The sequence below is a fragment of the Rhodobacter maritimus genome (assembly GCF_058747975.1).
On record NZ_CM179095.1, the window covers coordinates 2,816,423 to 2,839,000 of the forward strand.

The 22,578-nt window shown below is 65.6% G+C and carries 22 protein-coding genes; 12 read left to right on the forward strand and 10 right to left on the reverse strand.

Features of this window, described 5'->3' with window-relative positions:
- Positions 1 to 252 precede the first annotated feature (252 nt).
- Positions 253 to 1,338 carry a hypothetical protein gene (locus AC4PTO_RS14310; RefSeq protein ID WP_492729569.1) on the forward strand — a complete coding sequence of 362 codons (1,086 nt, stop codon included), beginning with the start codon at positions 253 to 255 and terminating at the stop codon, positions 1,336 to 1,338.
- A 2-nt stretch (positions 1,339 to 1,340) separates the two neighbouring features.
- Here the strand turns inward: AC4PTO_RS14310 and AC4PTO_RS14315 are convergent, their stop codons facing one another.
- Positions 1,341 to 2,663, reverse strand: a complete 1,323-nt coding sequence (locus AC4PTO_RS14315) for a hypothetical protein (RefSeq protein WP_492729570.1) — start codon at positions 2,661 to 2,663, stop codon at positions 1,341 to 1,343.
- 373 nt (positions 2,664 to 3,036) lie between these two features.
- Positions 3,037 to 4,836 carry a translation elongation factor 4 gene (gene lepA, locus AC4PTO_RS14320; protein WP_492729572.1) on the reverse strand — a complete coding sequence of 600 codons (1,800 nt, stop codon included), beginning with the start codon at positions 4,834 to 4,836 and terminating at the stop codon, positions 3,037 to 3,039.
- 118 nt (positions 4,837 to 4,954) lie between these two features.
- Here lepA and AC4PTO_RS14325 point away from each other — a divergent pair, with 118 nt between their 5' ends.
- Together AC4PTO_RS14325 and AC4PTO_RS14330 are read left to right on the forward strand one after the other, a co-directional pair.
- Positions 4,955 to 5,143: a heavy-metal-associated domain-containing protein gene (locus tag AC4PTO_RS14325; RefSeq protein ID WP_492729574.1), complete on the forward strand. Its 189-nt coding sequence runs from the start codon at positions 4,955 to 4,957 to the stop codon at positions 5,141 to 5,143.
- 180 nt (positions 5,144 to 5,323) lie between these two features.
- Positions 5,324 to 5,626: a hypothetical protein gene (locus AC4PTO_RS14330; RefSeq protein ID WP_492729576.1), complete on the forward strand. Its 303-nt coding sequence runs from the start codon at positions 5,324 to 5,326 to the stop codon at positions 5,624 to 5,626.
- On the opposite strand, the gene AC4PTO_RS14335 is transcribed toward AC4PTO_RS14330, so the two are convergent.
- Positions 5,611 to 6,069 (reverse strand): low molecular weight protein-tyrosine-phosphatase, encoded by a 459-nt coding sequence (locus AC4PTO_RS14335; protein WP_492729578.1) that lies wholly within the window; start codon positions 6,067 to 6,069, stop codon positions 5,611 to 5,613. The two genes, AC4PTO_RS14330 and AC4PTO_RS14335, sit on opposite strands and share 16 nt — an antisense overlap.
- Before the next feature lie 27 nt (positions 6,070 to 6,096).
- Here AC4PTO_RS14335 and AC4PTO_RS14340 point away from each other — a divergent pair, with 27 nt between their 5' ends.
- Positions 6,097 to 6,792: an NAD-dependent deacylase gene (locus tag AC4PTO_RS14340; protein WP_492729580.1), complete on the forward strand. Its 696-nt coding sequence runs from the start codon at positions 6,097 to 6,099 to the stop codon at positions 6,790 to 6,792.
- A gap of 104 nt (positions 6,793 to 6,896) precedes the next feature.
- Here AC4PTO_RS14340 and AC4PTO_RS14345 read toward each other — a convergent pair whose 3' ends face one another.
- The 4 genes from AC4PTO_RS14345 to meaB all read right to left on the reverse strand — a co-directional run bounded on the left by AC4PTO_RS14345 (position 6,897) and on the right by meaB (position 9,361).
- Positions 6,897 to 7,391 (reverse strand): copper chaperone PCu(A)C, encoded by a 495-nt coding sequence (locus AC4PTO_RS14345; protein WP_492729582.1) that lies wholly within the window; start codon positions 7,389 to 7,391, stop codon positions 6,897 to 6,899.
- Positions 7,392 to 7,431: 40 nt separating this feature from the next.
- Complete coding sequence (locus AC4PTO_RS14350; protein WP_492729583.1) at positions 7,432 to 7,791, reverse strand: hypothetical protein; 360 nt, start codon at positions 7,789 to 7,791, stop codon at positions 7,432 to 7,434.
- A 118-nt stretch (positions 7,792 to 7,909) separates the two neighbouring features.
- On the reverse strand, positions 7,910 to 8,197 hold the full coding sequence (rpmB, locus tag AC4PTO_RS14355; RefSeq protein ID WP_492729585.1) for a 50S ribosomal protein L28: 288 nt from the start codon (positions 8,195 to 8,197) through the stop codon (positions 7,910 to 7,912).
- Positions 8,198 to 8,371: 174 nt separating this feature from the next.
- Positions 8,372 to 9,361, reverse strand: coding sequence for a methylmalonyl Co-A mutase-associated GTPase MeaB (meaB, locus tag AC4PTO_RS14360; RefSeq protein ID WP_492729586.1), 990 nt, complete (start codon positions 9,359 to 9,361; stop codon positions 8,372 to 8,374).
- Positions 9,362 to 9,481: 120 nt separating this feature from the next.
- On the opposite strand from meaB, the gene AC4PTO_RS14365 reads away from it, so the two are divergent.
- Together AC4PTO_RS14365 and hrpB are read left to right on the forward strand one after the other, a co-directional pair.
- Positions 9,482 to 10,219, forward strand: coding sequence for a DUF3108 domain-containing protein (locus AC4PTO_RS14365; protein WP_492729588.1), 738 nt, complete (start codon positions 9,482 to 9,484; stop codon positions 10,217 to 10,219).
- A gap of 7 nt (positions 10,220 to 10,226) precedes the next feature.
- A complete protein-coding gene (hrpB, locus tag AC4PTO_RS14370) occupies positions 10,227 to 12,671 on the forward strand; it encodes an ATP-dependent helicase HrpB (protein ID WP_492729590.1) in 2,445 nt (814 codons plus the stop codon).
- Between the two features lie 207 nt (positions 12,672 to 12,878).
- Here hrpB and argF read toward each other — a convergent pair whose 3' ends face one another.
- The 3 genes from argF to AC4PTO_RS14385 form a co-directional block, all read right to left on the reverse strand.
- Positions 12,879 to 13,805 (reverse strand): ornithine carbamoyltransferase, encoded by a 927-nt coding sequence (argF, locus tag AC4PTO_RS14375; RefSeq protein ID WP_492729592.1) that lies wholly within the window; start codon positions 13,803 to 13,805, stop codon positions 12,879 to 12,881.
- A gap of 150 nt (positions 13,806 to 13,955) precedes the next feature.
- Positions 13,956 to 15,131, reverse strand: coding sequence for an aspartate aminotransferase family protein (locus AC4PTO_RS14380; protein WP_492729594.1), 1,176 nt, complete (start codon positions 15,129 to 15,131; stop codon positions 13,956 to 13,958).
- Positions 15,132 to 15,410: 279 nt separating this feature from the next.
- Positions 15,411 to 16,196, reverse strand: coding sequence for an ABC transporter permease (locus AC4PTO_RS14385; RefSeq protein ID WP_492733637.1), 786 nt, complete (start codon positions 16,194 to 16,196; stop codon positions 15,411 to 15,413).
- A 201-nt stretch (positions 16,197 to 16,397) separates the two neighbouring features.
- Between AC4PTO_RS14385 and AC4PTO_RS14390 the strand changes: the two genes are divergently transcribed.
- The 6 genes from AC4PTO_RS14390 (at position 16,398) to AC4PTO_RS14415 (ending at position 22,567) form a co-directional block, all read left to right on the forward strand.
- Positions 16,398 to 17,021, forward strand: coding sequence for a GcrA family cell cycle regulator (locus AC4PTO_RS14390; RefSeq protein ID WP_492729596.1), 624 nt, complete (start codon positions 16,398 to 16,400; stop codon positions 17,019 to 17,021).
- A gap of 104 nt (positions 17,022 to 17,125) precedes the next feature.
- Complete coding sequence (gene rimO, locus AC4PTO_RS14395; RefSeq protein WP_492729598.1) at positions 17,126 to 18,508, forward strand: 30S ribosomal protein S12 methylthiotransferase RimO; 1,383 nt, start codon at positions 17,126 to 17,128, stop codon at positions 18,506 to 18,508.
- Positions 18,509 to 18,649: 141 nt separating this feature from the next.
- Positions 18,650 to 19,135, forward strand: a complete 486-nt coding sequence (locus tag AC4PTO_RS14400; protein WP_492729600.1) for a CAP domain-containing protein — start codon at positions 18,650 to 18,652, stop codon at positions 19,133 to 19,135.
- 337 nt (positions 19,136 to 19,472) lie between these two features.
- A complete protein-coding gene (locus tag AC4PTO_RS14405) occupies positions 19,473 to 20,474 on the forward strand; it encodes an ABC transporter substrate-binding protein (protein WP_492729602.1) in 1,002 nt (333 codons plus the stop codon).
- Positions 20,475 to 20,577: 103 nt separating this feature from the next.
- A complete protein-coding gene (locus AC4PTO_RS14410; protein WP_492729604.1) occupies positions 20,578 to 21,489 on the forward strand; it encodes an ABC transporter permease in 912 nt (303 codons plus the stop codon).
- On the forward strand, positions 21,482 to 22,567 hold the full coding sequence (locus AC4PTO_RS14415) for a quaternary amine ABC transporter ATP-binding protein (protein WP_492729606.1): 1,086 nt from the start codon (positions 21,482 to 21,484) through the stop codon (positions 22,565 to 22,567). Before AC4PTO_RS14410 ends, AC4PTO_RS14415 begins: the two co-directional genes overlap by 8 nt.
- Positions 22,568 to 22,578 lie beyond the last annotated feature (11 nt).

A 22,578-nucleotide genomic window follows, 5' to 3' on the forward strand; every position in this document is an offset into this window, starting at 1 on the left:
ATTCTAAATCATTGGGTTAGCGGCTGAACGGTCGGGTGTGACACAAAGTGGGACACACGCCCAATGATGCTGTCATCCTATCTAAGCCCCTCAAGACACGGCATTTACTACTTTCGCTGGCCTATCCCTCCGTCCTTAGAGGGAAAGCGCGCCACTGTTCGCATCTCCCTCCGAACCCGTTGCCCTGACAGGGCTGGCGATCTTGCCCGTTATCTTGCATCCTGCGGGCGAATACTCGGGGATAACAGTGCGTTGGCAGGACTTCGGCAAAGCGAGATACGCGACAAGGTGCAGGCGTACTTCAAGGCGCAACTCGACCAGTATCTTGACTGGCTGGACCGTCGCGGCCTGTCGCGGAACGCCTTGGCCGATGTTCGCGAAGAAATGCTTGACCATGAAAGCTATGTGGACATGGAGAGCGCGAACCCGCAGTGGCTTCCCGTGGCCCGGTTCAAGCGAACCATGGCCGTTTCGGACGCGGAATGGGACGCCAGCCTGCCCCGGATCGCGATGGAGCTTCGCAAGGGACGGCGCGACCTTCTGAGGCGCGTTCTGGAAGCCGCTGAGAGCCTTGAGCACTATTCCTATGATGATACCCCGGCCATCGCTCCTGCCCCTCCTGCGCCCGCTCTGCCAGCGTCCTCGCCCTTGGGTGCGGCGGTGGATGATTTCATCGCGGAGCATTCCCGCCAATGGGCCGCGAAGACCATCAGCCAGAACCGCGCCTATCTAAACATCCTTGTCGAATACTTCGGGCCAGACAGGTTGCTTGGCACGATCACGAGGCAAGACGCGAATGAGGTCAAGAAGGTGTTGCAGGCCCTGCCCGCCAGCCGGAACACCAAGCCCAAGTTGAAGGCCATGCCCTTGATGCAGGTCATCAAGGAACCCGGACACAAGAGGATCGCGCCGAAGACCATCAACAGCCATATCCAGATGTTCAAGATGTTCTTCGATTGGGCCGAACGGCATGGCTACGCACCGCATACACTGTTCGACAAGATGAAAGTCGCCAAGGCGAAGAACAGCGAAACGGAACGCAAACCCTTCGCCCCGGACCAAGCCCGCCTGATCTACACGGAGTTGACGGACAACCCGTCCGGGCTGGTGCGCAAGGACAGCCACAAGTGGGGGATGCTCTTAGGCATGTTCACCGGGGCGCGGCTGAACGAGATTTGCCAACTCGACATTGCCGATGTCCAAAGGGACGGGGACACATGGTTCCTGAACATTACTGACGAAGGCGACGACAACAAAAGCGTGAAGTCGAAAGCAGCACGGCGCAAGGTGCCCCTGCACTCCGAGTTGAGACGGCCCCCGATTGGGACCAGTTCCTGACGTTAGGGGAAGGACGGGGTGACAGTGACGGTCGGTGTCTGGCCATAGGCATCGTGGAACACGGCCTGCATGACCCTGACCAGTTCATCCCGGTGTCGGGCCGCGATGATGAAGCTGTCATGCACGGGCAGGACCGGAACATCCCGATCCGCGAAATGCAGCATGATCCGTTCAGCCAAGTCGCTGTCCGCGCGTTGCAGGCGCACGCCGATCCCGGTGCCGAAGATACCGGGCAGCATGGGAAAGGCGTCCCTGACCGACTGTCGGAACGCCTTGGCCGTCATGCCGTGCTTTGCAGCGTCGAAGTCCTTGGGTTCGCTCGTGCCCCGTTTGTCTGCGTTCAGCAGGGCCAGGAATGTCGTCTTGGCATGGTCCCGCAATGTGTCGTTGTCCGCAATACCGGGAACGAGGGCGTAGGGGTCTGGCGGAATGGGCAGGCCCTGCTTGGCGAACAGCATCGCCGGGTGCAGGCCCTTGAAGTCGGCTTCAACTGTCGGCTGGCCGTCGATGGTGATCCTGCGCCGCAGGTGTTTCTTGGCATGTTGCCACCACCCGCCATAGAAGCGCCCGCCTTCCTCGAAACTGCCGTTGTTGAAGACGCGGTAGAGGTCGGTTTTCTGCCCGCAGTAATCGTCGTCAAAGTCGGTCAGCGGGTTCGCGGGCCGTGTCGTGGCAATGTCGGTACGGTCCAGCAGATCGTTCAGTCTGCGCAGATTGGCGCGCATGGTTCGCGTCTCTGGCTTGTCGATGTACCCGGTCAGGCGCTTTTCTTTGTCTTTCAGCAGGACCACTTCATCCCGCTTGGCTATGGTGAAGTCCTTGGTGGTCAAACCGGACACCAGAAAGCTGTCGCAGCCCGCTTCCGTCAGCGCATAGCGAGCAGTTTCGGCATAGTCCTCCTGTTGATGCCCGGCCTTCACCAGCCGGACCAGCCCGCGTTCTTGCAGCAACTCCAAGGCCTTAAGGTGATAGTGCACGGTCATGAAGGCAGGCCGGTATCGCTTTTCCTTGTTCAGCCGTTCCTTACCGCTCGGGATGCCCACCGTCAGCGTAGCGTCCACTGTCCGCACTCGCATGAGGTTCAGCAGGATCACGCGCATGCAGTTGATGAAGTTTGCTTGCCGTTGCGGGTTCGGTTTTCTGTCGAAACCCTGCATCCAAATATCGCGAAAAGCGTGCAGCACCGGGACAAGCGCCGCGTTCGCAGCGCCGTGGTGCAACTCAAGATACGGCTCGAACGCCCAAGAACGCAGCCCACGTTGATCGGGCAGCGCCGCAATCTGTTCATCGGTCAGGAACCTATAGATAGGCTTGTCAGGCAACATGATTTCTCGGCACAATTTTTCGTGGCCCTATCTACATACTCGGGCGCGGCAACTTCCCCCATACCCCCCGGTGAGACATGCAGGGCACCCCTTGTCGCACTGCGGGTTTGAGAGGCACAGGGGAAGGCGGTCCAGCCCGTCTAAGGCCGCCGCAGAGTGGCACGAACAGTTGACAGTAACACAACTCAGACAGCATAAGTGTGACACGAAGTGCGACACACAACGAAACCTCGCACTCGATTATTCAAGCCTTCCAGTGGCTTAGAAAAATGGTAGCGGGTCCGGTACCCGCCTCCAGGTCTCCGACGCGTGCGCCAAATGAACAACGGCCCGGCAATGCCAGGCCGTTTCGTTCTTTTCGTCCGCGCCGCGATCAGTTGTCCATCTTCAGCGCCGAGATGAAGGCCTGTTGCGGGATTTCCACCTTGCCGAACTGGCGCATCTTCTTCTTGCCGGCCTTCTGCTTTTCCAGAAGCTTCTTCTTGCGCGTCGCGTCCCCGCCATAGCATTTCGCGGTCACGTCCTTGCGCATCGCGCTCAGCGTTTCGCGCGCGATCACGCGCCCGCCGATCGCGGCCTGGATCGGGATCTTGAACATGTGCCGCGGGATCAGTTCCTTGAGCTTTTCCACCATCGCCCGGCCGCGCGATTCGGCGCGTTCACGGTGCACCATGATCGAGAGCGCATCCACCGGCTCGTCGTTCACAAGGATCGACATCTTCACCAGGTAATCCTCGCGGTAGCCCGAGATCTGGTAATCGAAGCTGGCATAGCCCTTGGTGACCGATTTCAGCCGGTCGTAGAAATCGAACACCACCTCGGCCAGCGGCAGGTCATAGACCACCATCGCGCGGCTGCCCGCATAGGTCAGGTCCATCTGGATGCCGCGGCGGTCCTGGCACAGCTTCAGCACATCGCCCAGATAGTCGTCAGGCACCATGATCGTGGCCTTGATGCGCGGCTCTTCGATATGGTCGACATAGGTCAGGTCGGGCATGTCGGCGGGGTTGTGCAGGTCGCGCACCTCGCCATCCTTCATATGCAGCTTGAACACCACGCTTGGCGCGGTGGTGATCAGGTCAAGGTCATATTCGCGTTCCAGCCGGTCGCGCACGACCTCGAGGTGCAGAAGACCCAGGAAGCCGCAGCGGAAGCCAAAGCCAAGCGCGGCCGAGGTTTCCATCTCGTAGCTGAAGCTCGCGTCGTTCAGCGCAAGCTTTTCGATCGCGTCGCGCAGCGCCTCGAAATCGTTGGCATCCACCGGGAAAAGGCCGCAGAACACCACCGGCTGGGCGGGCTTGAACCCGGCAAGCGGCGTGGCGCAGGGTTTCTTCTCATGCGTGATGGTGTCGCCCACGCGGGTATCGCGCACCTGCTTGATCGAGGCGGTGAACACGCCGATCTCGCCGGGGCCAAGTTCGGCGATGTCGATCATCTTGGGCTTCAGCACCGCCAGCTTGTCGATGCCGTAGACCGCGCCGGTCTGCATCATCTTGATGCGGTCGCCCTTGCGGATGACCCCGTCCATGACGCGGATCATGACGACGACGCCCAGATAGCTGTCATACCAGCTGTCGACCAGCATGGCCTTCAAGGGCGCGTCGCGTTCCCCCTTGGGCGGGGGCAGGCGTTTCACGATCGCCTCAAGCACATCCGGAATGCCGAGGCCGGTCTTGGCCGAGATCGGGATCGCGTCCGAGGCGTCGATGCCGATCACATCCTCGATGTTTTCCTTGACCGCGGCCGGGTCCGCGGCGGGCAGGTCGATCTTGTTCAGCACCGGCACGATCTCGTGATTGGCGTCGATCGCCTGATAGACATTGGCCAGCGTCTGCGCCTCGACCCCCTGGGACGCGTCGACCACCAGCAAGGACCCCTCGACCGCGCGCATGCTTCGGCTGACCTCATAGGCGAAGTCGACATGGCCGGGCGTGTCGATCAGGTTCAGCACATAGGTCTGCCCGTCCTTCGCCGGATATTCGATCCGCACGGTGTTGGCCTTGATAGTGATGCCCCGCTCGCGCTCGATATCCATGCTGTCGAGCATCTGCGCCTTCATGTCGCGCTCGGCCACCGTGCCGGTCATCTGGATAAGCCGGTCGGCAAGCGTGGATTTGCCGTGGTCGATATGGGCCACGATCGAGAAATTGCGGATGAGGTCAAGCTGGGTCATGCGCGGCATATAGCGTGACTCAGAAGCACCGGGAAGGGGGATTGATGGCCCCCGCGGGCATTGACCTGCGCCGGGCGATGCGCGAATGATCGGGCCGATCCCACAAAGGAGTCAGGACATGATCCTTTCCGTTCCCGAAATGTCGTGCGGCCATTGCAAGGCGGCCATCGAATCTGCGCTTGCCGCGGTTGGCGCGAAGGCCGATTTCGACATGGAAAGCCGCGAGATCGAGGTTTCCGGCCTGCCGCTGCCCACCGTGCTGGCCGCGCTGAAATCCGCGGGATACGAGGCCACGCCCCTCGACTGACCCCATATCGGGGTCCGGGGCGTGCGCCTGCCGCAAAGGGTAGTGGGCCGCCCCGCCCAAGGGGCCGAAACGTCGCGCCGCCCTGCATTTCGTTGAAAAAATGCCGCCGTCACGCTAGGATGCGCCGCAAGGGGCACAAGCTGCGGAGACCAATCCGCACAACATGACGAGGCACGAGCAATGAAAGCACTTCTTCTGACGGCGGCAGTGATGACCGTGGGCGCCCTGCCCGCGACCGCCGGCGCAATCGACAAGGCCTGCCTGAAAGGCGGGCGCGCCAATGGCAACCGCGCGCTGTGCGGCTGCATCCAGCAGGTCGCCGACATGACGCTGAGCCGCACCGACCAGCGCAAGGCGGCGGCCTTCTTCAAGGATCCGCACAAGGCGCAGGACGTGCGCCAGTCCAGCCGCTCCAGCGACGAGGCCTTCTGGCAGCGCTACAAGAACTTTGCCGTCACGGCCGAGGCCTATTGCGGCGGCTGAAGCGCCACAAGAAGCCGCATCGCGCCCTGTTCGATCAGCGTGATGCAGCCATCGAAATCGCGGGTATAGTAGGGGTCGGGCACATCCATCGCGGAGGCGCCCGGCAGCTGCTCGTCCAGAAACAGGCGCAGCTCTGCCCGCGCATCGGGGCGGGCCAGGCGGCGGGCGTCCCGAAGGTTCTTTGCGTCCATCGCCAGGATCAGGTCGAATGCGTGGAAATCCCGCACGCTCAGCTGACGCGCCCGCAGCCGCGACAGGTCATACCCGCGCGCAAGCGCCGCCTGCTGCATCGGGCCATAGGGCGGCTCTCCAACATGCCAGTCCCCGGTTCCGGCGCTGTCGACCTCGACCATCAGGCCCGCGCGGGCGGCGACATCGCGGAAAACCGCTTCCGCCGTGGGCGAGCGGCAGATATTTCCAAGACAGAGAAAAAGGATGCGCATGTCCCAAGGCTAGGGCAGGAGGCGGCAATGGAAAAGATCGTAATACTGACGGGTGCCGGAATTTCCGCCGAAAGCGGGCTGCGGACCTTCCGCGACGCCGGCGGATTGTGGGAAGGCCACCGGGTCGAGGATGTCGCCACCCCCGAGGCCTTCGCCCGCGACCCCGCGCTGGTGCATCAGTTCTACAACCTGCGCCGCGCCAATGCCGCCGGGGCGCGGCCCAATGCCGCGCATGCCGCCCTGGCCACGCTTGAGGCCGCGGGGCGGTATCAGGTGCTGCTCGTCACCCAGAATGTCGACGATCTGCACGAACGCGCCGGATCGCAAAACGTGATCCACATGCATGGCAGCCTTGCCGGGGCGCTATGCGTGGCCTGCGGGCACCGCTGGCCCGCCCCCGCCGCTATGGCCCCGGCCGATCCCTGCCCGGCTTGCACCGCCCGCGCGACGCGGCCCGATATCGTGTGGTTCGGGGAAATGCCCTACCGGATGGACGAAATCTGGCAGGCGCTGCGCGCGGCCGACCTGTTCGTCTCGATCGGCACGTCGGGGCAGGTCTATCCCGCCGCCGCCTTCGTGCAGGATGCCGCGCGGGCGGAGGTGCGCACGCTTGAACTCAATCTCGAACCCTCGGCCGGGGCGCGCAGCTTCGACGCGGCGCGCCACGGCCCGGCAAGCCGGGTGGTGCCGGACTGGGTTTCGCAGATGCTTGAGGATTCCTGATCCGCCGCCCTTGCCGTCATGCCGCGACGGGCGCGGGCAATCGGGCCGATCTGCGGCGCCGGGCGGCATATCCTTCCGCCCGGCGCCGGCCCTTGCCGGACCGCTTAGTTCGACGGGGCGGGCATGTTGCCGTGACCGCCATGCATCATCTGCATCGGCGCCTCGGCGCGGGTCAGGTCGACGGGAATGTCGAGCACGACATCGCCGGCATTCTCGAAGGTCAGGGTCACCGTGACGACATCGCCTTGGGCAAGCGACCGGTGCAGCCCCATGAACATCACATGGTCGCCCCCGCGTTGCAGCACATGCTGCCCTCCTGCGGGAACGGCAAAGCCCTCGGGGACCTCGACCATCTGCATGACACCGTCGGCGCCGGCTTTGTGGGTGTGCAGCTCGACCCGGTCGGCGACATCCGAGGCGACCGAGACCAGACGGTCATCCGCCCCGGAGGAATTGGCGATGACCATGAAGGCCGCGCCCGATTTCGACATGGCCGTCGAGACGCGGGCATAGGCATCGTTGATCTCGATACCGTCGGCAAAAGCGGGAAGGGCGATGAAGACCGCGGTTGCGGCCAGAAGTGACTTGAGCGGGGACATACCCATCTCCTTGACTGAGCTGATTGGAAGAAACGAAGGGTCAGGCCAGAACAGGCGGTCCGCGCGCCCGTGCATGCGGCACCGCATGCGAGGTGCCCCCCCTCGGCTCAGGCGCATCCACACGCCGCACATCGCCCTCGGGACGCATGAGGACGGGCGGCGCGGCATCCAGCGCGGCCATCAGGCCAAGCACCATGTCGGGACAGATATGAGCCGGTCCGATCGGATTGCCGTTTACATCAACCGCGATCGTGGCGATCCCGTAGCCGGTGCAGATCACGATCTCGCCGGCAATGCGGGTCTGGCCGCGCGCGACAGCCATGCTCAGGCTTGTCGCCGTAAGGATCGCCGCCAGAAGGATCGCGGCGGATATGCGGGCCAGAGTCCGTATCATATCCATGGGATATACCGCCGCCGACCCCAAGGGAAGCCATCCATTCGACGCAGGGGTGCGTCAAAATGCAAAAGCCCCGCCGAAAGCGGGGCAATGCGATACCGTCACCAGCCGGGGGCTGGGATCAGGCGGCAGCCTGCGCCTTGGCGATGGCCTTCTTGATCTTCAGCGCGTTGGCCGACAGATCCTCGTCCTTGGCTTTCGCCAGGAAGGCGTCAAGACCGCCACGGTGATCGACCGAGCGCAGCCCGGCAGCCGAGATGCGCAGCTTGAACGACTGGCCCAGAACGTCCGAGATCAGGGTCACATCGTTGAGGTTGGGCAGGAAGCGGCGACGCGACTTGTTGTTCGCGTGGCTCACGTTGTTGCCCGTGATCGGGCCCTTGCCGGTCAGTTCGCAGACGCGCGACATGGCATCAATCCTTCGTTTCCTCGGGGCAGTACGCCCGTCTATTCCTAACAACAACAGGCGCCGCGGATGGCAGCGCCCGGAAATCCGTTCGCGGGGGATAAGGGCAAAGCGGCGCGCCGTCAAGCGATTCATTGCGCGAAATCGCCCCGCAAAAAGCCCAGGTCCGAAGCGGACCTAGCCCTTCAGCAGCGCCAGAATTTCGGCCGCAGCAGCAGCGGGCGCGGCCTGCCCGGCGGCAACGGCCCGTCCCAGCCCCTCCATGTGCGCGCGGATCTGCGGATCGGCGCTCAGCCGAGCCAGAAGCCCTTCGCGCACCTCGGCCTCGAACCAGTGGCGGGCCTGTTCAGCGCGGCGCGTGGCGAAATGGCCATGGTCGCGGCGCCATTGCACAAGGGTCTGCATCTCGTCCCAGGCCGTTTTCAGCCCCGCCTCTTCCAGCGCCGAGACCGGCATCGCCTTGGGAAACCCCGCGGGGTCCTGCGGGCGCTTGCGCAGCAGGCGCAGCGCACCAGCGTAGTCGGCCACGGTGCGCATCGCCGCCGGCTTCAGCTCTCCATCGGCCTTGTTCACAAGGATCAGATCGGCCATCTCCATGATCCCGCGCTTGACGCCCTGCAACTCGTCCCCGCCCGCGGGCGCCAGCAGCAGGACGAACAGGTCGACCATCTCGGCCACCAGCGTCTCGGACTGGCCCACGCCCACCGTCTCGACCAGCACGACATCATAGCCCGCCGCCTCGCACAGGCTGACGGCCTCGCGCGTGCGGCGCGCCACCCCGCCCAGATGCGTCTGCGACGGCGAGGGACGGATGAAGGCGTTGGGATCGCGGCTGAGCCGCTCCATCCGGGTCTTGTCACCCAGGATCGAGCCGCCCGAGCGCGCCGAGCTGGGATCGACCGCCAGCACGGCAACCCTCAGCCCCTGCCCCGTCAACATCATGCCGAAGCTTTCGATGAAGGTGGACTTGCCCACGCCGGGCGTGCCCGAAAGGCCGATGCGCAGCGCCTGGCGGTCTGCCGCGGCCACCCGTTCCAGCAGCGCCGCGGCCTGCGCCCGGTGATCGGCGCGCCCCGATTCCACCAGCGTGATCGCCCGCGCAAGTGCGCGGCGGTCTCCGTCCAGCAGCGCGGGCGCAAGATCGGGGGTGGGGCGTTGAACGGTCATGGGCGAGCCTTCGCGCAGAAAGATGACACAACCGTCACCAATCGTGACGGCAGCACGGGTTTCTTGCCCGCTTGTGGCGGTGTATGTCCAGAGTGAAGGCCCGATTTGATGAGGAACAGCATGGTTTCGTTCAGCCGGTTAACCCGTGCCGCCATCCCTGCGGCGCTTCTGGGCATGGCCCTGGCCCTGCCCGCGCGCGCCGATCAGTCCGACAGTATCGAGTTCGACCTGTCGCTGCGCGGCCTGTCCGCCGGGCGCCTGTCGGTCAATGGCCGGATCGAGGGCAACCGCTATTCCGCGAACGGCACGCTGAAAAGCACCGGCATCGTCGGGGCCATCCGCAAGGTGCGCTACGATGCCGCCGTCGCCGGCGCAGTCAGCAAGAACCGTTTCACCCCATTCAAGTATTCGGAACAGGCCGACACCTCAAAGCGCCAGTCCGAATCGGTGATGGCCTACAAGGGCGGCGTGCCGCAGGTGATGGTCTATTCCCCGCCGCGCGACCCCCGCCCCGGTGACGTGAACCCGGCCACGCAGGGCGGCACGATCGACCCGCTGACCGCGCTTTACGCCGTGCTGCGCGACATCCCCGAATCCGAGGCCTGCACCTTCCGCGCCGTGATGTTCGATGGCAAGCGCCGCAGCCAGATCGTCCTGAGCTCGCCCGAGACGGGCAATGGCGGCATCAGCTGCGCCGGCGAGTATCGCCGTCTCGAAGGCTTCTCGCCCGACGAGATGGCCGAGAAGACACGCTTTCCCTTCCGCCTGACCTACGGCCCGGCCGAACCCGGCCGGCTGCGTGTGGTCGAGGTGTCGATGGATACGCTCTATGGCAAAGGCCGCCTGAAACGGCGATAAGGGCCGGGTGAGCGACCGCCTGCCAATAGATGACGCGCTGCCCGCGCTGCAAGACGCCCTTGCCGGGGCGGGCCGCGCCGTGCTTGTCGCCCCCCCCGGCGCGGGCAAGACGACACGGGTGCCGCTGGCCCTTCTGGACCGCATGGCGGGGCGCATCGTGATGCTCGAACCCCGGCGCCTTGCAACCCGCGCCGCAGCCGAACGCATGGCCCAGACCCTGAACGAGCCGGTGGGCCAGACCGTGGGCTACCGCATCCGCGGCGAGGCGCGCGTCTCCTCCGCCACCCGGATCGAGGTCGTGACCGAGGGCATCCTGACCCGCATGATCCAGTCCGACCCGGAACTGACCGGCATCGGCTGCGTGATCTTCGACGAATTTCACGAACGCTCCCTCAATGCCGATCTGGGGCTTGCCCTGGTATGGGAGGCCCGCGGCGCGCTGCGCCCCGATCTTCGGGTGGTGGTGATGTCGGCCACGCTGGACGCGGACCCCGTGGCGGCGCTTCTGGACGATGCCCCGGTGATCCGGTCCGAGGGACGCGCCTTCCCGGTCGAGACCCGCTGGCTCGGCCGCCCGCTTGCGCCGGGGCTGCGCCTCGAGGCGGCGGTGGCCGGGCTCGTCGAACAGGCGGTGGACGAGACCGAGGGCGGCGTTCTGGTCTTCCTGCCCGGCGAGCCGGAAATCCGCCGCGCCGAGGCCGCGCTGAAGCCCCGCCTGCCCGAAAGCGTGCAACTGCGCCCGCTGTTCGGCGCGATGGACTTCGCCGCGCAACGCGCCGCGATCGCCCCGGTGGATTTCGGGCGCAAGGTCGTTCTGGCCACCTCGATCGCGGAAACCTCGCTCACGATCGAGGATATCCGCGTGGTCGTGGATGCGGGGCTTGCGCGGCGGGCGCGCTTCGATCCGGGCTCGGGCATGGCGCGGCTGGTGACGGAACGCGCCTCACGCGCCGAGGCCGAGCAGCGCCGCGGCCGCGCCGGACGGGTCAGCGACGGTATATGCTACCGGATGTGGGCCAGGGGCGAAGAGGGCGCCATGCCCGCCTTCGCCCCGCCCGAGATCATGGTGGCCGATCTTGCCGGGCTCGCGCTGGAGCTGGCGCTCTGGGGGTCGGATGGCGGCGATCTGGCTTTCCTCACGCCCCCGCCCGCCCCCGCCCTTGCCGAGGCGCGCGCGCTTCTCGAACGGCTTGGCGCGCTGCAAGAGGGGCGGATCACCGCGCATGGCCGGCAACTGGCCGCGCTGCCGCTGCATCCGCGGCTTGCGCATATGCTGGCCACCGCCGGCCCCGAGGCCGCGACGCTCGCCGCACTTCTGGCCGAGCGCGACCCGCTGCGCGGCGCCCCGGCCGACCTGGCGCTGCGCATGGCCGCCATCCGCGACCCGCGCGGATACGAGGACGAACATCCCCACAGCGTCCATCGCGGCACGGTCGAGCGAGTGCGCAGCGAAGCCCGGCGGCTGTCGCGGCTGGTCGCCCCCGTCCCCGAGGGGTTTTCGCTGCCCGAGATGGCCGCCCTTGCCTATCCCGACCGGATCGGCCTGCGCCGGCCCGGCGCCGCGGCGCGCCATGTGCTGTCAGGCGGCAAGGGCGCGTTCCTGGACGAGGGCGATCCGCTGGGACAAAGTCGCCTGATCGTCGTAACCGACCTTGACGGAGACCCGCGCGAGGCTAAGGTCCGCCAGGGAATCGCGCTTGGCGAAGCTTCCCTGCGGCGCCTCTACGGCGATCAGATCCGCCAGGTCGCAATCTGCGAATGGTCGCGCCGCGAAGGCCGCGTCAGCGCCCGGCAACAAGAGCGGTTCGGCGCGCTCGTGCTGACCGACCGCCACTGGCCCGACGCCCCGCCCGAAGCGGTGGCCCGCGGCGCGCTGCAAGGCCTGCGGCAGATCGGCCTGCCGATGACCCCCGCCGCCGCACGACTGCGCGCCCGGGTCGAGTTGCTGCGCAGCGAGGGGGCGGACCTTCCCGACCTCTCGGATACGGGGCTTCTGGAACGCGCCGACGAATGGCTTTTGCCCTATCTTGCCAACAAGCGCAGCGAGGCCGAGCTACGCGCGCTCGACCTGACCGAGGCGCTGCGCGCGGCCCTCGGCTGGGAAGGACAGCAACTGCTCGACCGGCTCGCGCCCGCGCATTTCGAAACCCCGCTCGGCCGCCGCGTGCCGATCGACTATGACGGCGCGGCGCCGGGCATCACGGTCCGGCTGCAAGAACTGTTCGGCGTGACCGAACACCCTTCGGTCGGCCCGAAACGCCTGCCCCTGCGCATCACGCTTCTGTCCCCCGGCGGCAAACCCGTGCAGGTCACGATGGACCTGCCGGGCTTCTGGGCAAACTCCTACGCAGATGTGCGCAAGGACATGCGCGGCCGCTACCCGCGCCATCCCTGGCCCGAAGATCCGCGTGAGGCAGAGCCGACCACCCGCGCCAAACCGCGCGGAACCTGACAGGACGCATGGCGGGGGCGCTGCCCCCGCACCCCCGGGATATTTGTGCGAAGATGAAAGAGCACACATCCGCGATCTGCAAAGGCGGGATATCCAGCGTCACCGGATTTTTGAGGCAGCGCCGGGTTCCTTGATGCCATATTCATCTTCGCGCAAATATCCCGGGGGGTAAGGCCGCAGGCCGAGGGGGGCAGAGCCCCCCTTCTGCTATTTCCCGAGACACCAGCGCAGGATGGCCTTTTGCGCGTGCAGGCGGTTTTCGGCCTCGTCGAAGATGACCGAATGCGGCCCGTCCATCACGCCCGAGGTCGCCTCGTCGTTGCGATGCGCGGGCAGGCAATGCATGAACAGCGCATCCGGCTTCGCCTCGGCCATCAAGGCCTCGTTCACCTGATAGCCGCGCAGCTGATTGTGGCGGCGCTCCTTTGCGGATTCGGGATCGTGCATGCTGACCCAGGTATCCGTGACCACGAGGTCGGCACCCTGCACCGCCTTGAACGGGTCGCGCTCGATCTCGGCCTTCACGCCTTTCGCGCGGGCGAAATCCAGCCATCCGGCTTCGGGGTCGAGCGGCGGCGGGCCGGTGAAGGTGAAGTCGAAGCCGAACTGCCCGGCCGCGTGGATGAGCGAGGCGCAGACATTGTTGCCATCCCCCGACCATACCACCTTGCGGCCGGCGATCGGGCCGCGATGTTCCTCATAGGTCATCACGTCGGCCATGATCTGGCAGGGATGGGTGCGGTTGGTCAGCCCGTTGATGACGGGCACCGTGGCATGTTCGGCCATTTCCTGAAGCGTCGCCTCTTCGAAGGTGCGGATCATGATCAGGTCGACATAGCGTGACAGGACGCGCGCGGTATCGGCGATGGTTTCGCCATGGCCAAGCTGCATCTCCTTGCCGGAAAGCACCATGGTCTGCCCGCCCATCTGGCGCACGCCGACATCGAAGCTGACGCGGGTCCGGGTCGAGGGTTTCTCGAAGATCAGTGCGACCATGTGCCCGGCCAGCGGCTGGCTGTCGTCGGGCGCGCCTTTGGGGCGGCCGTTGCGGGCATCCTTCATCGCGCGGGCGGTGTCGATCATCCCCCGCAATTCGGCCGGGTCGGTGGTGTGAAGGTCAAGGAAATGCTTCATGCTTCGGTCTTTCCTGTCTGTGGGCACGCGGCGGCGCAAGCCGGTCTCCGCGGGAAATGGGCCCGGGCGCCACTGCCGCGGACATGTTGCACCGCTTGCGCGACGGGGCGCAGGTGCCGGAACGGGATATCGGTGCGGTTCGGCCTGCCGTCAGCCATGGCCAAGCCGCCCTGCGGCCCGGTCGAGCCGTTCGACTGCCTCGACGATATCTTCGTCGGGAATGTTCAGCGCAGGCAGGATGCGCAGGACATTGTCGGCGGCGGGAACCGTCAGCAGATGTTCGGCATAGGCGGCCTGCACCAGATCGGCCGGGGCGCATCTGCATTTCAGGCCCAGCATGAGGCCCTGCCCGCGCACGCCCTCGAACACATCGGGATGCGCGGCGACAAGCGCCTCGAGCTTCTGGCGGAACAGCCCCGCCTTGCGGTTCACCGCCTCCAGGAAGCCGGGCTCCGCGACGATCTCCATCACGCGCGCGCCGACCGCGCAGGCCAGCGGGTTGCCGCCATAGGTGGAGCCATGCGTGCCCGCGGTCATGCCCGATGCGGCCGCCTCGGTGGCCAGCACCGCGCCCAGCGGGAAGCCCCCGCCGATGCCCTTGGCGACCATCATGATGTCGGGTGTGACACCGGCCCATTCATGGGCGAAAAGCCGCCCCGTGCGGCCCATGCCGCATTGCACCTCGTCGAAAATCAGAAGGGTGCCGGTCTTGTCGCAAAGCGCGCGCAGCTCTTGCAGGTCGGCATCCGGAAGCGGGCGAATGCCGCCTTCGCCCTGAACCGGCTCGACCCAGACGGCGGCGGTCTGTTCTGTGACGGCGGCGCGCAGCGCCTCCATGTCGCCCCAGAGCAGTTGCCGGAAACCGGGCAGAAGCGGGCCGAAGCCCCTGGTCATCTTTTCCGACCCCGCCGCCGCGATCGCCGCGGAAGAGCGGCCGTGGAAGGCGCCCTCGAAGGCAAGGATCTCGACCCGGTCGGGGGCGCCCTTCTCATACCAGTATTTGCGCGCCATCTTGACGGCCAGCTCGGCCGCCTCGGTGCCGGAATTGGTGAAGAAGACGGTGTCGGCGAATGTATGTTCGACCAGAAGATCGGCCAGCCGCTGCTGTTCGGGAATGCGGTAGAGGTTCGACACATGCCACAGCTTGCCGGCCTGTTCGGTCAGCGTGGCCACCAGATCGGGATTGGCATGGCCAAGCGCGTTGACCGCGATCCCGGCGCCGAGATCCAGGTATCGGCTGCCATCCTCTGCCTCGAGCCAGCTGCCTTGGCCCCGGACGAAGGCGATCGGGGCACGGTTATAGGTGGGCAGGACGGATGCGATCATCGCGAAACTCCAGAAATGGGAAGGCCAAGGGGTGCAACAGGCCCGCAGGGCTGTCAACGGTTTCGGCTTCATGGCGGAAATTTTTGGAAACTGGCCAAAGGCCAAGGGGGATCGGGCGTCAGGCGCGGGTGCGGCGACGTCGGGGACGAGTGGAATATGCGGTCCATACGATCATGAAAATGCCGATAGCGCCGGGATGCGCGCCTGTCAAAGCATTCCTGCAGGCCGCGCGGAAAAACCTGCGCCCCCGCGGCACACCCGCCGCAGGGGCGGATCGTTTCAGGGTTTCATCCGGTAGCCCGAGCGCAGCCAGGACCACGCCAGCCCCAGCACGCAGGCCATGGCAAGCCCCACCACCGCAAGCCCCTGCCACGGCGAGGCGTCCGACACCCCGAGAAAGCCGAAGCGCGCGCCGTCGATCAGGTAGAAGACCGGGTTCCAATGCGCCACGGCGCGAAACCCGGCGGGCAGCGCCTCGACCGAATAGAAGGTGCCCGACAGGAACGATAGCGGGGTGATGATGAAATTCGTGATCGCGGCCATCTGGTCGAACTTGTTGGCCCAGATCGCCGCGAGGATGCCAAGCCCGCCCATCACGATCGCCCCGAGCGAAACCCAGACCAGCGCCCAGAGCGGGTGGCTGACCCCCTGCCCGGTCGCGGCCCAGAATCCCGCGGTGATGACCGCCGCCACCATCCATGCCCGCACGAGCGCTCCGATCAGATAGCCGGCAAGGATCTCCCACGCGGCAAGGGGGGGCATCAGCGTGTCGACGATATTGCCCTGCACCTTGGCGATCACGATCGAGGAGGAGGTATTGGCGAAGGCGTTCTGGATCACCGTCATCATCAGGATGCCGGGGGCCAGGAAGGACAGGAACGGCACCCCCATCACCGCGCCCCGGCCTTGCCCGAAGGCAAGCGCGAAGACGGTCAGGAAAAGCCCCGCGGTCATCAGCGGGGCCAGCACGGTCTGCTGCCACACGGCCAGGAAGCGGCGGATCTCGCGCCAGCCCAGCATCGCAAGGCCCAGCCAGTTCACCCGCCCGAAACGGCGCACACCCATGTCCAGCATCGCAGCAGCCCCCCGCAACATTCGCGCCGCGGTTCTAGCACCGGCCCGCCCCGGGGGGCAATGGCAGGGGTCGGAGCTTGAAATCCGGGCATATTGATTGTATCTCATTGCGTCCCGGCCAGATCGGGACCAAGCGGCAAACCCAGCCTGCGACCGGAGCCTTTCCGGGCAGGCAAATTGGAAAGGCAGTCCATGTCCTGGACCGATGAGCGCGTCGAGACGCTGAAGAAGATGTGGGCCGAAGGTCAGTCCGCCAGCCAGATCGCCAAGGAACTGGGCGGTGTGACGCGCAATGCCGTGATCGGCAAGGTGCACCGGCTTGGCCTGTCCAACCGTGCCGGGGGCGCCTCGGAGCCCGCCGCGCAGCCCGCCCCCGCCGCGCAACCCGTCGCCAAGCCCGCCCGCGCGGCCGAGCCCGCGCGCGCCGAGGCACCCGAGCCCAAGCCCGCCGCGCGGCCCGCGCCGCAGGCCGCCCCCGCCAATAGCGCCGCGCGTCCCGAGCCGGTTGCCGCCGCCCCCGCCGCGACCCCGCTGCGCAAGCCGATCGTGCCCGCCGGGCAACCGCTGCCGCCGCAGCCGTCGGCCAACGAGATCAGCCCCGAGACGCTGGCCTCGGTGCGCGAGGTCGAGAAGCGGGCCTGCAAGATCTCTCTCATGGAGCTGACCGAGCGCACCTGCAAATGGCCGATCGGCGACCCGGCGACCGACCAGTTCTGGTTCTGCGGCCTGCCCAACCAGCCCGGCAAGCCCTATTGCGAGGCGCATGTGAGCGTGGCCTTCCAGCCGATGAGCGCGCGCCGCGACCGGCGGCGCTGAGCGGACGCGCCGGGGGTTTTGCACCCCCGGCCCCCCGCAGGATATTTCCACTCTGAAGAAAGCAGCGCCGCTTCGGCCTGCTTTTTCCGTTAAAGGCCGCCGCGATGAGCACCAACCCTCCGAACCTTCGCCCCGACCTGGCGCCCGCCCCGGTCTTCGAGACCGAGCGGCGCGCGGGCCAGCCCACGATCGGCATGGTCAGCCTGGGCTGCCCCAAGGCGCTTGTGGACAGCGAGCGCATCCTGACGCGGCTGCGCGCGGAGGGTTATGTGATCTCGCCCGACTATTCGGGGGCGGATGCGGTGATCGTGAATACCTGCGGCTTTCTTGACAGTGCGAAGGCGGAAAGCCTCGAGGCGATCGGCGAGGCGCTGAGCGAGAACGGAAAGGTCATCGTGACGGGCTGTCTGGGGGCCGAGCCGGATTATATCACCGGCGCACATCCCAAGGTTCTGGCCGTGACCGGCCCGCAGCAATACGAGCAGGTTCTGGATGCCGTGCATGGCGCGGTGCCGCCTGCGCCCGATCCCTTCGTCGATCTTCTGCCGCCCGTCGGGGTGAAGCTGACGCCGCGGCATTACAGCTACCTGAAGATTTCAGAGGGGTGCAATCACAAGTGCCGCTTCTGCATCATCCCCGACATGCGCGGCCGGCTGGTCTCGCGCCCGGCCCATGCGGTGCTGCGCGAAGCGGAGAAGCTGGTGGCGGCGGGTGTGCGCGAATTGCTGGTGATCTCGCAGGATACCTCGGCCTACGGGGTGGACCGCAAGCACGATGCGAGCCCCTGGAAGGGCGGCGAGGTGCGCGCGCATATCACCGATCTGGCGCGCGAGATGGGCCGGCTCGGGGCCTGGGTCCGGCTGCATTACGTCTATCCCTATCCGCATGTGCGCGATCTGATCCCGCTGATGGCCGAGGGGCTGGTGCTGCCCTATCTGGACATCCCCTTCCAGCATGCCCATCCCGACATGCTGAAGCGGATGGCGCGGCCCGCCGCTGCGGCGCGCACGCTGGACGAGATTGCGGCCTGGCGCGCCGCCTGCCCCGACATCACGCTCCGCTCGACCTTCATCGTGGGGTATCCGGGCGAGACCGAGGAGGAGTTCCAGACCCTTCTGGACTGGCTGGACGAGGCGCAGCTGGACCGGGTGGGGTGCTTTCAATACGAAAACGTCGCGGGCGCGCGGTCGAACGCGCTGCCCGACCATGTTCCCGACGCGCTCAAGCAGGAGCGGTGGGAGCGCTTCATGGAAAAGGCGCAGGCGATCTCGGAGGCGAAGCTGGCCGCGAAGGTGGGCAGCGTGCAGCAGGTGATCGTGGACAGCCTGGACGATCAGGGCGCGACATGCCGTACGAAGGCCGATGCGCCCGAGATCGACGGCAACCTGTTCATCGACACAGGCTTCGAGGGGCTGGCGCCGGGCGATATCGTCACCGTGGAGGTCGAGGAAGCCTCGGAATACGATCTCTGGGGCCGCCTTGTCTGAGCAGAAAGCCGCCTTCGGGGTGTGCGATTGCGCAGGTTTCTGCCGCTTCGCGGCATGTGCCATGAAAACGTCACAGCTTGGTCTGATCTGCGCCGGAACCCTGCTATAGGAAAGCACGGATTTCAGATGCCGGAGGGTTCGATGCGCGTTTTCAAAGGGCTTGCGATTGCGATGGTATCCGCCTGGGTCATGGCTGCCGCCACCCCGGCCAGTGCCGTCAGTTGTGCCGGCGCGCCAAGCGAGGTCAGCCAGCAGATGCTGGCCAAGGTCAATGCCGAGCGCAAGCGCGCCGGGCTGCGGCCGCTGGCCTTCGACCAGAAGCTTGCCCGCGCGGCCCAGGGACATGCCTGCGACATGGCGCGGCGGGGCTATTTCTCGCATAACGGCGCGGGCGGCTCGACCCCCAAGACGCGGGTGAAGAAGGTGGGCTACAAGACCTGCCTGACCGCCGAGAACATCTCGTTCGGGTGGCGTTCGGTCGATCAGGTGATGAACGATCTGATGCACAGCCCCAAGCATCGCCAGAACATCCTGCGGCGCAATGTCGGCGAGATCGGCATCGGCTTCGTGCCCCGCACCGGGAACCAGGGGCCGTGGTGGGTGCAGGTCTTCGCCAAGCCCTGCTGATCCGGCAAGCCCACCGGCATATCACTAATAACACCCCTTGACGCGGCGCCCCTCGGTGCCGCGTCATGCTGTTTTGCCGTGTTTTCCAGCCATTTCACCCGATTTTGGCGGCTTTTTGCTTGCGCACAAATGACGATCCATTTACGACATATTTTGTCGTTTTTGGAGAGTGTCGCACCTGTCGCGGCGCAATTGCCCTTCGCCGGATGCGAGGGGTCCGGTTCTGAACCTGCGCGTATCGCGCCCGTTACCGGCCAAGACAATCCGCGGGCCCGGAGCAACGGCAGCGCGACCGGGTCTGACACGAACAAGCTGCACGAAACAGGAGTAGAGATTCATGACCACGAAACACGCATCCCTTTGGCTTGCCGCCTCGATCTGCGCGCTTGCCGCCGTGCCCGCCGCGGCGCAGGACTGCGGAAGGGTCACCATTGCCGAGATGAACTGGGCCTCGGCAGGGGTTGCCGCCTGGGTGGACAAGATCATCCTGGAAGAAGGCTACGGCTGCGAGGTCGAGCTGGTGACGGGCGATACCATGCCCACCTTCACCTCGATGAACGAGAAATCCGAGCCCGACATGGCGCCCGAACTGTGGGTCAATGCCGTGCGCACCGCTCTGGATGCCGCCGTGGGCGAGGGGCGCATGGTGATCGCCGCCCCGATGCTGTCGGACGGGGGTGTCGAGGGCTGGTGGATTCCGAAATACGTTGCGGACGCGAATCCCGACATCAAGACCGTCGAGGATGCCCTTGCCCATCCCGAACTGTTCCCCGCGCCCGAAGATCCCTCGCGCGGGGCGATCCACAACTGCCCCTCGGGGTGGAACTGCCAGGTCTCGACCTCGAATCTCTATCGCGCCTTCGGGGCGGAGGACAAAGGGTTCGATCTGGTCGATACCGGCTCGGCCGCGGGGCTTGATGGCTCGATCGCCAATGCCTACGAGCGTGAGCAGGGCTGGCTGGGCTATTACTGGGCTCCGACCGCCATCCTGGGCAAATACGAGATGGTTCGCCTCGATTTCGGCGTGCCGAACGACAAGGAAAACTGGGACGCCTGCACCTCGCAGCCCGATTGCCCCGATCCGAAGGTCAACGCCTACCCGGTTTCGGACGTGTTCACCGTCGTGACCAAGGCCTTCGCCGAAAAGGCGGGGGTTGCGATGGATTATGTTCAGACCCGCAAATGGGACAACCAGACCGTGGGCGCAATCCTGGCCTGGATGGATGACAACCAGGGCACCAACGAGGATGCCGCGATCTATTTCTTCGAAACCTACCCGGACATGTGGAAATCCTGGGTTTCGCAAGAGGTTGCGGCAAAAGTCGAAGCGGCTCTCTGATCCGGTTCGATCCAAACCAATAGGGGGCGCGGCTTCGATCCGCGCCCCGAACTGTTTCATCACCCGCCCGCCGGGCACAGCAACCAAGCAAGGAACATAGCTGATGGCAACTCAGTGCTGGGGACTACCCGCGGCCCTGTGCGATTTTCCGTCGCTGGACAACGCCACGCTGCGCACCATGCGCAAGAACATCGACGGCGGCTTCCGCGATATCGTGCGCACCTGGTCCGAGGCGATCGACGCCGCTACCGCACCGCTGCAAATCTTTCTGAACACTCTGGAAAAAGCGTTTACCGGCGCCCCCTGGATCGTGGTGCTTGTCGTTCTCATGGCCGTTGTCTGGCTCGCCTCGCGCAACTGGCGAACCGTGGTGGGAACTGCTATCGCCATGTGCGGGATCGGATATTTCGGGCTTTGGGAAGACACGATGGTCACGCTGGCCATGGTGACCGTCTGCACCATCGTCGCGGTCATCATCGGTCTGCCGGTCGGTATTCTTGCCGCACGCTCGGACCGGGTGCAGGCCTTCGTCACGCCGGTTCTGGATGTGATGCAGACGCTTCCCTCGTTCGTCTACCTGATCCCGGTCGTGGTGATCTTCGGCATCGGCAAGGTGCCGGGCCTGATCGCGGTGGTGATCTATGCGGTGCCGCCGATGATCCGGCTGACCAATCTCGGGATCCGCCTTGTGGACAAGGAAGTGATCGAGGCGGCGGACGCCTTCGGCTCGTCCCGGCGGCAGAAGCTTTGGGGGGTGCAGCTTCCGCTTGCGCTGCCCACGATCATGACCGGCGTGAACCAGACCATCATGATGAGCCTTGCGATGGTCGTCGTGGCCTCGATGGTCGGGGTCGGCGGGCTGGGCAAAAACGTGCTTCAGGCGATCAACAACCAGTTCTTCACCGTGGGCTTCCTGAACGGCTTTGCGCTGGTCGCCATTGCCATCATTTTCGACCGCACCAGCCAGGCCTTCGGCAAACGGCTGCAGAAACACCGGGAGGCCGGCCATGACTGACATGCAGACGCTGGACGCCGACACGGCCGATGCCGCCGCCAAAAGCGGGATCGAGATCCGCAATCTCTACAAGATCTTCGGCTCCAATCCCGGGCGCTACATCAAAGCCGTGAAGGACGGGATGAGCAAGGAAGATCTGAACAACCGGCACAACCATGTGCTGGGCCTTCAGGACATCAACCTTGTCATTCCACCGGGCGAGATCACGGTGATCATGGGGCTTTCGGGCTCGGGCAAATCGACGCTGATCCGCCATATCAACGGGCTGATCGCACCGACTGCGGGCGAGATCCTTTATGAAGGCCGCGACGTGGTTGCCATGAACGCGGCTGCGCTTCAGGACTTCCGCCGCCGCAAGACGGCGATGGTGTTCCAGAAATTCGCGCTGCTGCCGCACCGCACGGTACTGGAGAACACCTGCTACGGGCTGGACATCCAGGGCGTTGCGCGCAGCGAAAGTGAGAAGGTCGCGCGCAAATGGATCGACCGCGTGGGCCTTGCCGGCTTTGAGGGCAACTACCCCGCGCAGCTTTCGGGCGGCATGCAGCAGCGCGTGGGCCTTGCGCGCGCGCTTGCGAACGATGCCGACATCCTGCTGATGGACGAGGCCTTCTCGGCGCTCGATCCACTGATCCGCATGGACATGCAGAAGGTGCTGCTGGAGTTGCAGGAAGAGCTGCACAAGACCATCATCTTCATCACCCATGACCTTGATGAGGCGTTGCGCCTTGGCGACACGATCGCAATCCTGCGCGACGGCGCGATGGAACAGGTGGGAACGGGGCAGGATATCGTCCTGCGCCCGGCGAACGATTACATCGCCGCCTTCGTGCGCGAGGTCAATCGCGGCCGCGTCATTCAGGCGGCTACCCTTGCCCGCCCCCGCACCGCGGACGAGCCAGAGCCGGAAATGACGGTTCCGGGCCGCGTGGTGCTGGAAAAGATCGCCAAGAAGATGACCGATGCCGGGGTGAACCTTGCGAAGGTCACCGACAAGGCGGGGCGCGAACTTGGCGTGATCGACCTTGCGGCGATCGTCGGCGCCATGGTCACGCCGGCCGCGGCGGAAGACGCCTGAACCCGAACCGG

Excerpts from the sequence above, each read along its gene's own strand:
- AC4PTO_RS14315 (WP_492729570.1), bottom strand. The coding sequence starts at position 2,663 with ATGTTGCCTGACAAGCCTATCTATAGGTTCCTGACCGATGAACAGATT.
- lepA (WP_492729572.1), bottom strand. The coding sequence starts at position 4,836 with ATGACCCAGCTTGACCTCATCCGCAATTTCTCGATCGTGGCCCATATC.
- AC4PTO_RS14325 (WP_492729574.1), top strand. The coding sequence starts at position 4,955 with ATGATCCTTTCCGTTCCCGAAATGTCGTGCGGCCATTGCAAGGCGGCC.
- AC4PTO_RS14330 (WP_492729576.1), top strand. The coding sequence starts at position 5,324 with ATGAAAGCACTTCTTCTGACGGCGGCAGTGATGACCGTGGGCGCCCTG.
- AC4PTO_RS14335 (WP_492729578.1), bottom strand. The coding sequence starts at position 6,069 with ATGCGCATCCTTTTTCTCTGTCTTGGAAATATCTGCCGCTCGCCCACG.
- AC4PTO_RS14340 (WP_492729580.1), top strand. The coding sequence starts at position 6,097 with ATGGAAAAGATCGTAATACTGACGGGTGCCGGAATTTCCGCCGAAAGC.
- AC4PTO_RS14345 (WP_492729582.1), bottom strand. The coding sequence starts at position 7,391 with ATGTCCCCGCTCAAGTCACTTCTGGCCGCAACCGCGGTCTTCATCGCC.
- AC4PTO_RS14350 (WP_492729583.1), bottom strand. The coding sequence starts at position 7,791 with ATGGATATGATACGGACTCTGGCCCGCATATCCGCCGCGATCCTTCTG.
- rpmB (WP_492729585.1), bottom strand. The coding sequence starts at position 8,197 with ATGTCGCGCGTCTGCGAACTGACCGGCAAGGGCCCGATCACGGGCAAC.
- meaB (WP_492729586.1), bottom strand. The coding sequence starts at position 9,361 with ATGACCGTTCAACGCCCCACCCCCGATCTTGCGCCCGCGCTGCTGGAC.
- AC4PTO_RS14365 (WP_492729588.1), top strand. The coding sequence starts at position 9,482 with ATGGTTTCGTTCAGCCGGTTAACCCGTGCCGCCATCCCTGCGGCGCTT.
- argF (WP_492729592.1), bottom strand. The coding sequence starts at position 13,805 with ATGAAGCATTTCCTTGACCTTCACACCACCGACCCGGCCGAATTGCGG.
- AC4PTO_RS14380 (WP_492729594.1), bottom strand. The coding sequence starts at position 15,131 with ATGATCGCATCCGTCCTGCCCACCTATAACCGTGCCCCGATCGCCTTC.
- AC4PTO_RS14385 (WP_492733637.1), bottom strand. The coding sequence starts at position 16,196 with ATGGGTGTGCGCCGTTTCGGGCGGGTGAACTGGCTGGGCCTTGCGATG.
- AC4PTO_RS14390 (WP_492729596.1), top strand. The coding sequence starts at position 16,398 with ATGTCCTGGACCGATGAGCGCGTCGAGACGCTGAAGAAGATGTGGGCC.
- rimO (WP_492729598.1), top strand. The coding sequence starts at position 17,126 with ATGAGCACCAACCCTCCGAACCTTCGCCCCGACCTGGCGCCCGCCCCG.
- AC4PTO_RS14400 (WP_492729600.1), top strand. The coding sequence starts at position 18,650 with ATGCGCGTTTTCAAAGGGCTTGCGATTGCGATGGTATCCGCCTGGGTC.
- AC4PTO_RS14405 (WP_492729602.1), top strand. The coding sequence starts at position 19,473 with ATGACCACGAAACACGCATCCCTTTGGCTTGCCGCCTCGATCTGCGCG.
- AC4PTO_RS14410 (WP_492729604.1), top strand. The coding sequence starts at position 20,578 with ATGGCAACTCAGTGCTGGGGACTACCCGCGGCCCTGTGCGATTTTCCG.
- AC4PTO_RS14415 (WP_492729606.1), top strand. The coding sequence starts at position 21,482 with ATGACTGACATGCAGACGCTGGACGCCGACACGGCCGATGCCGCCGCC.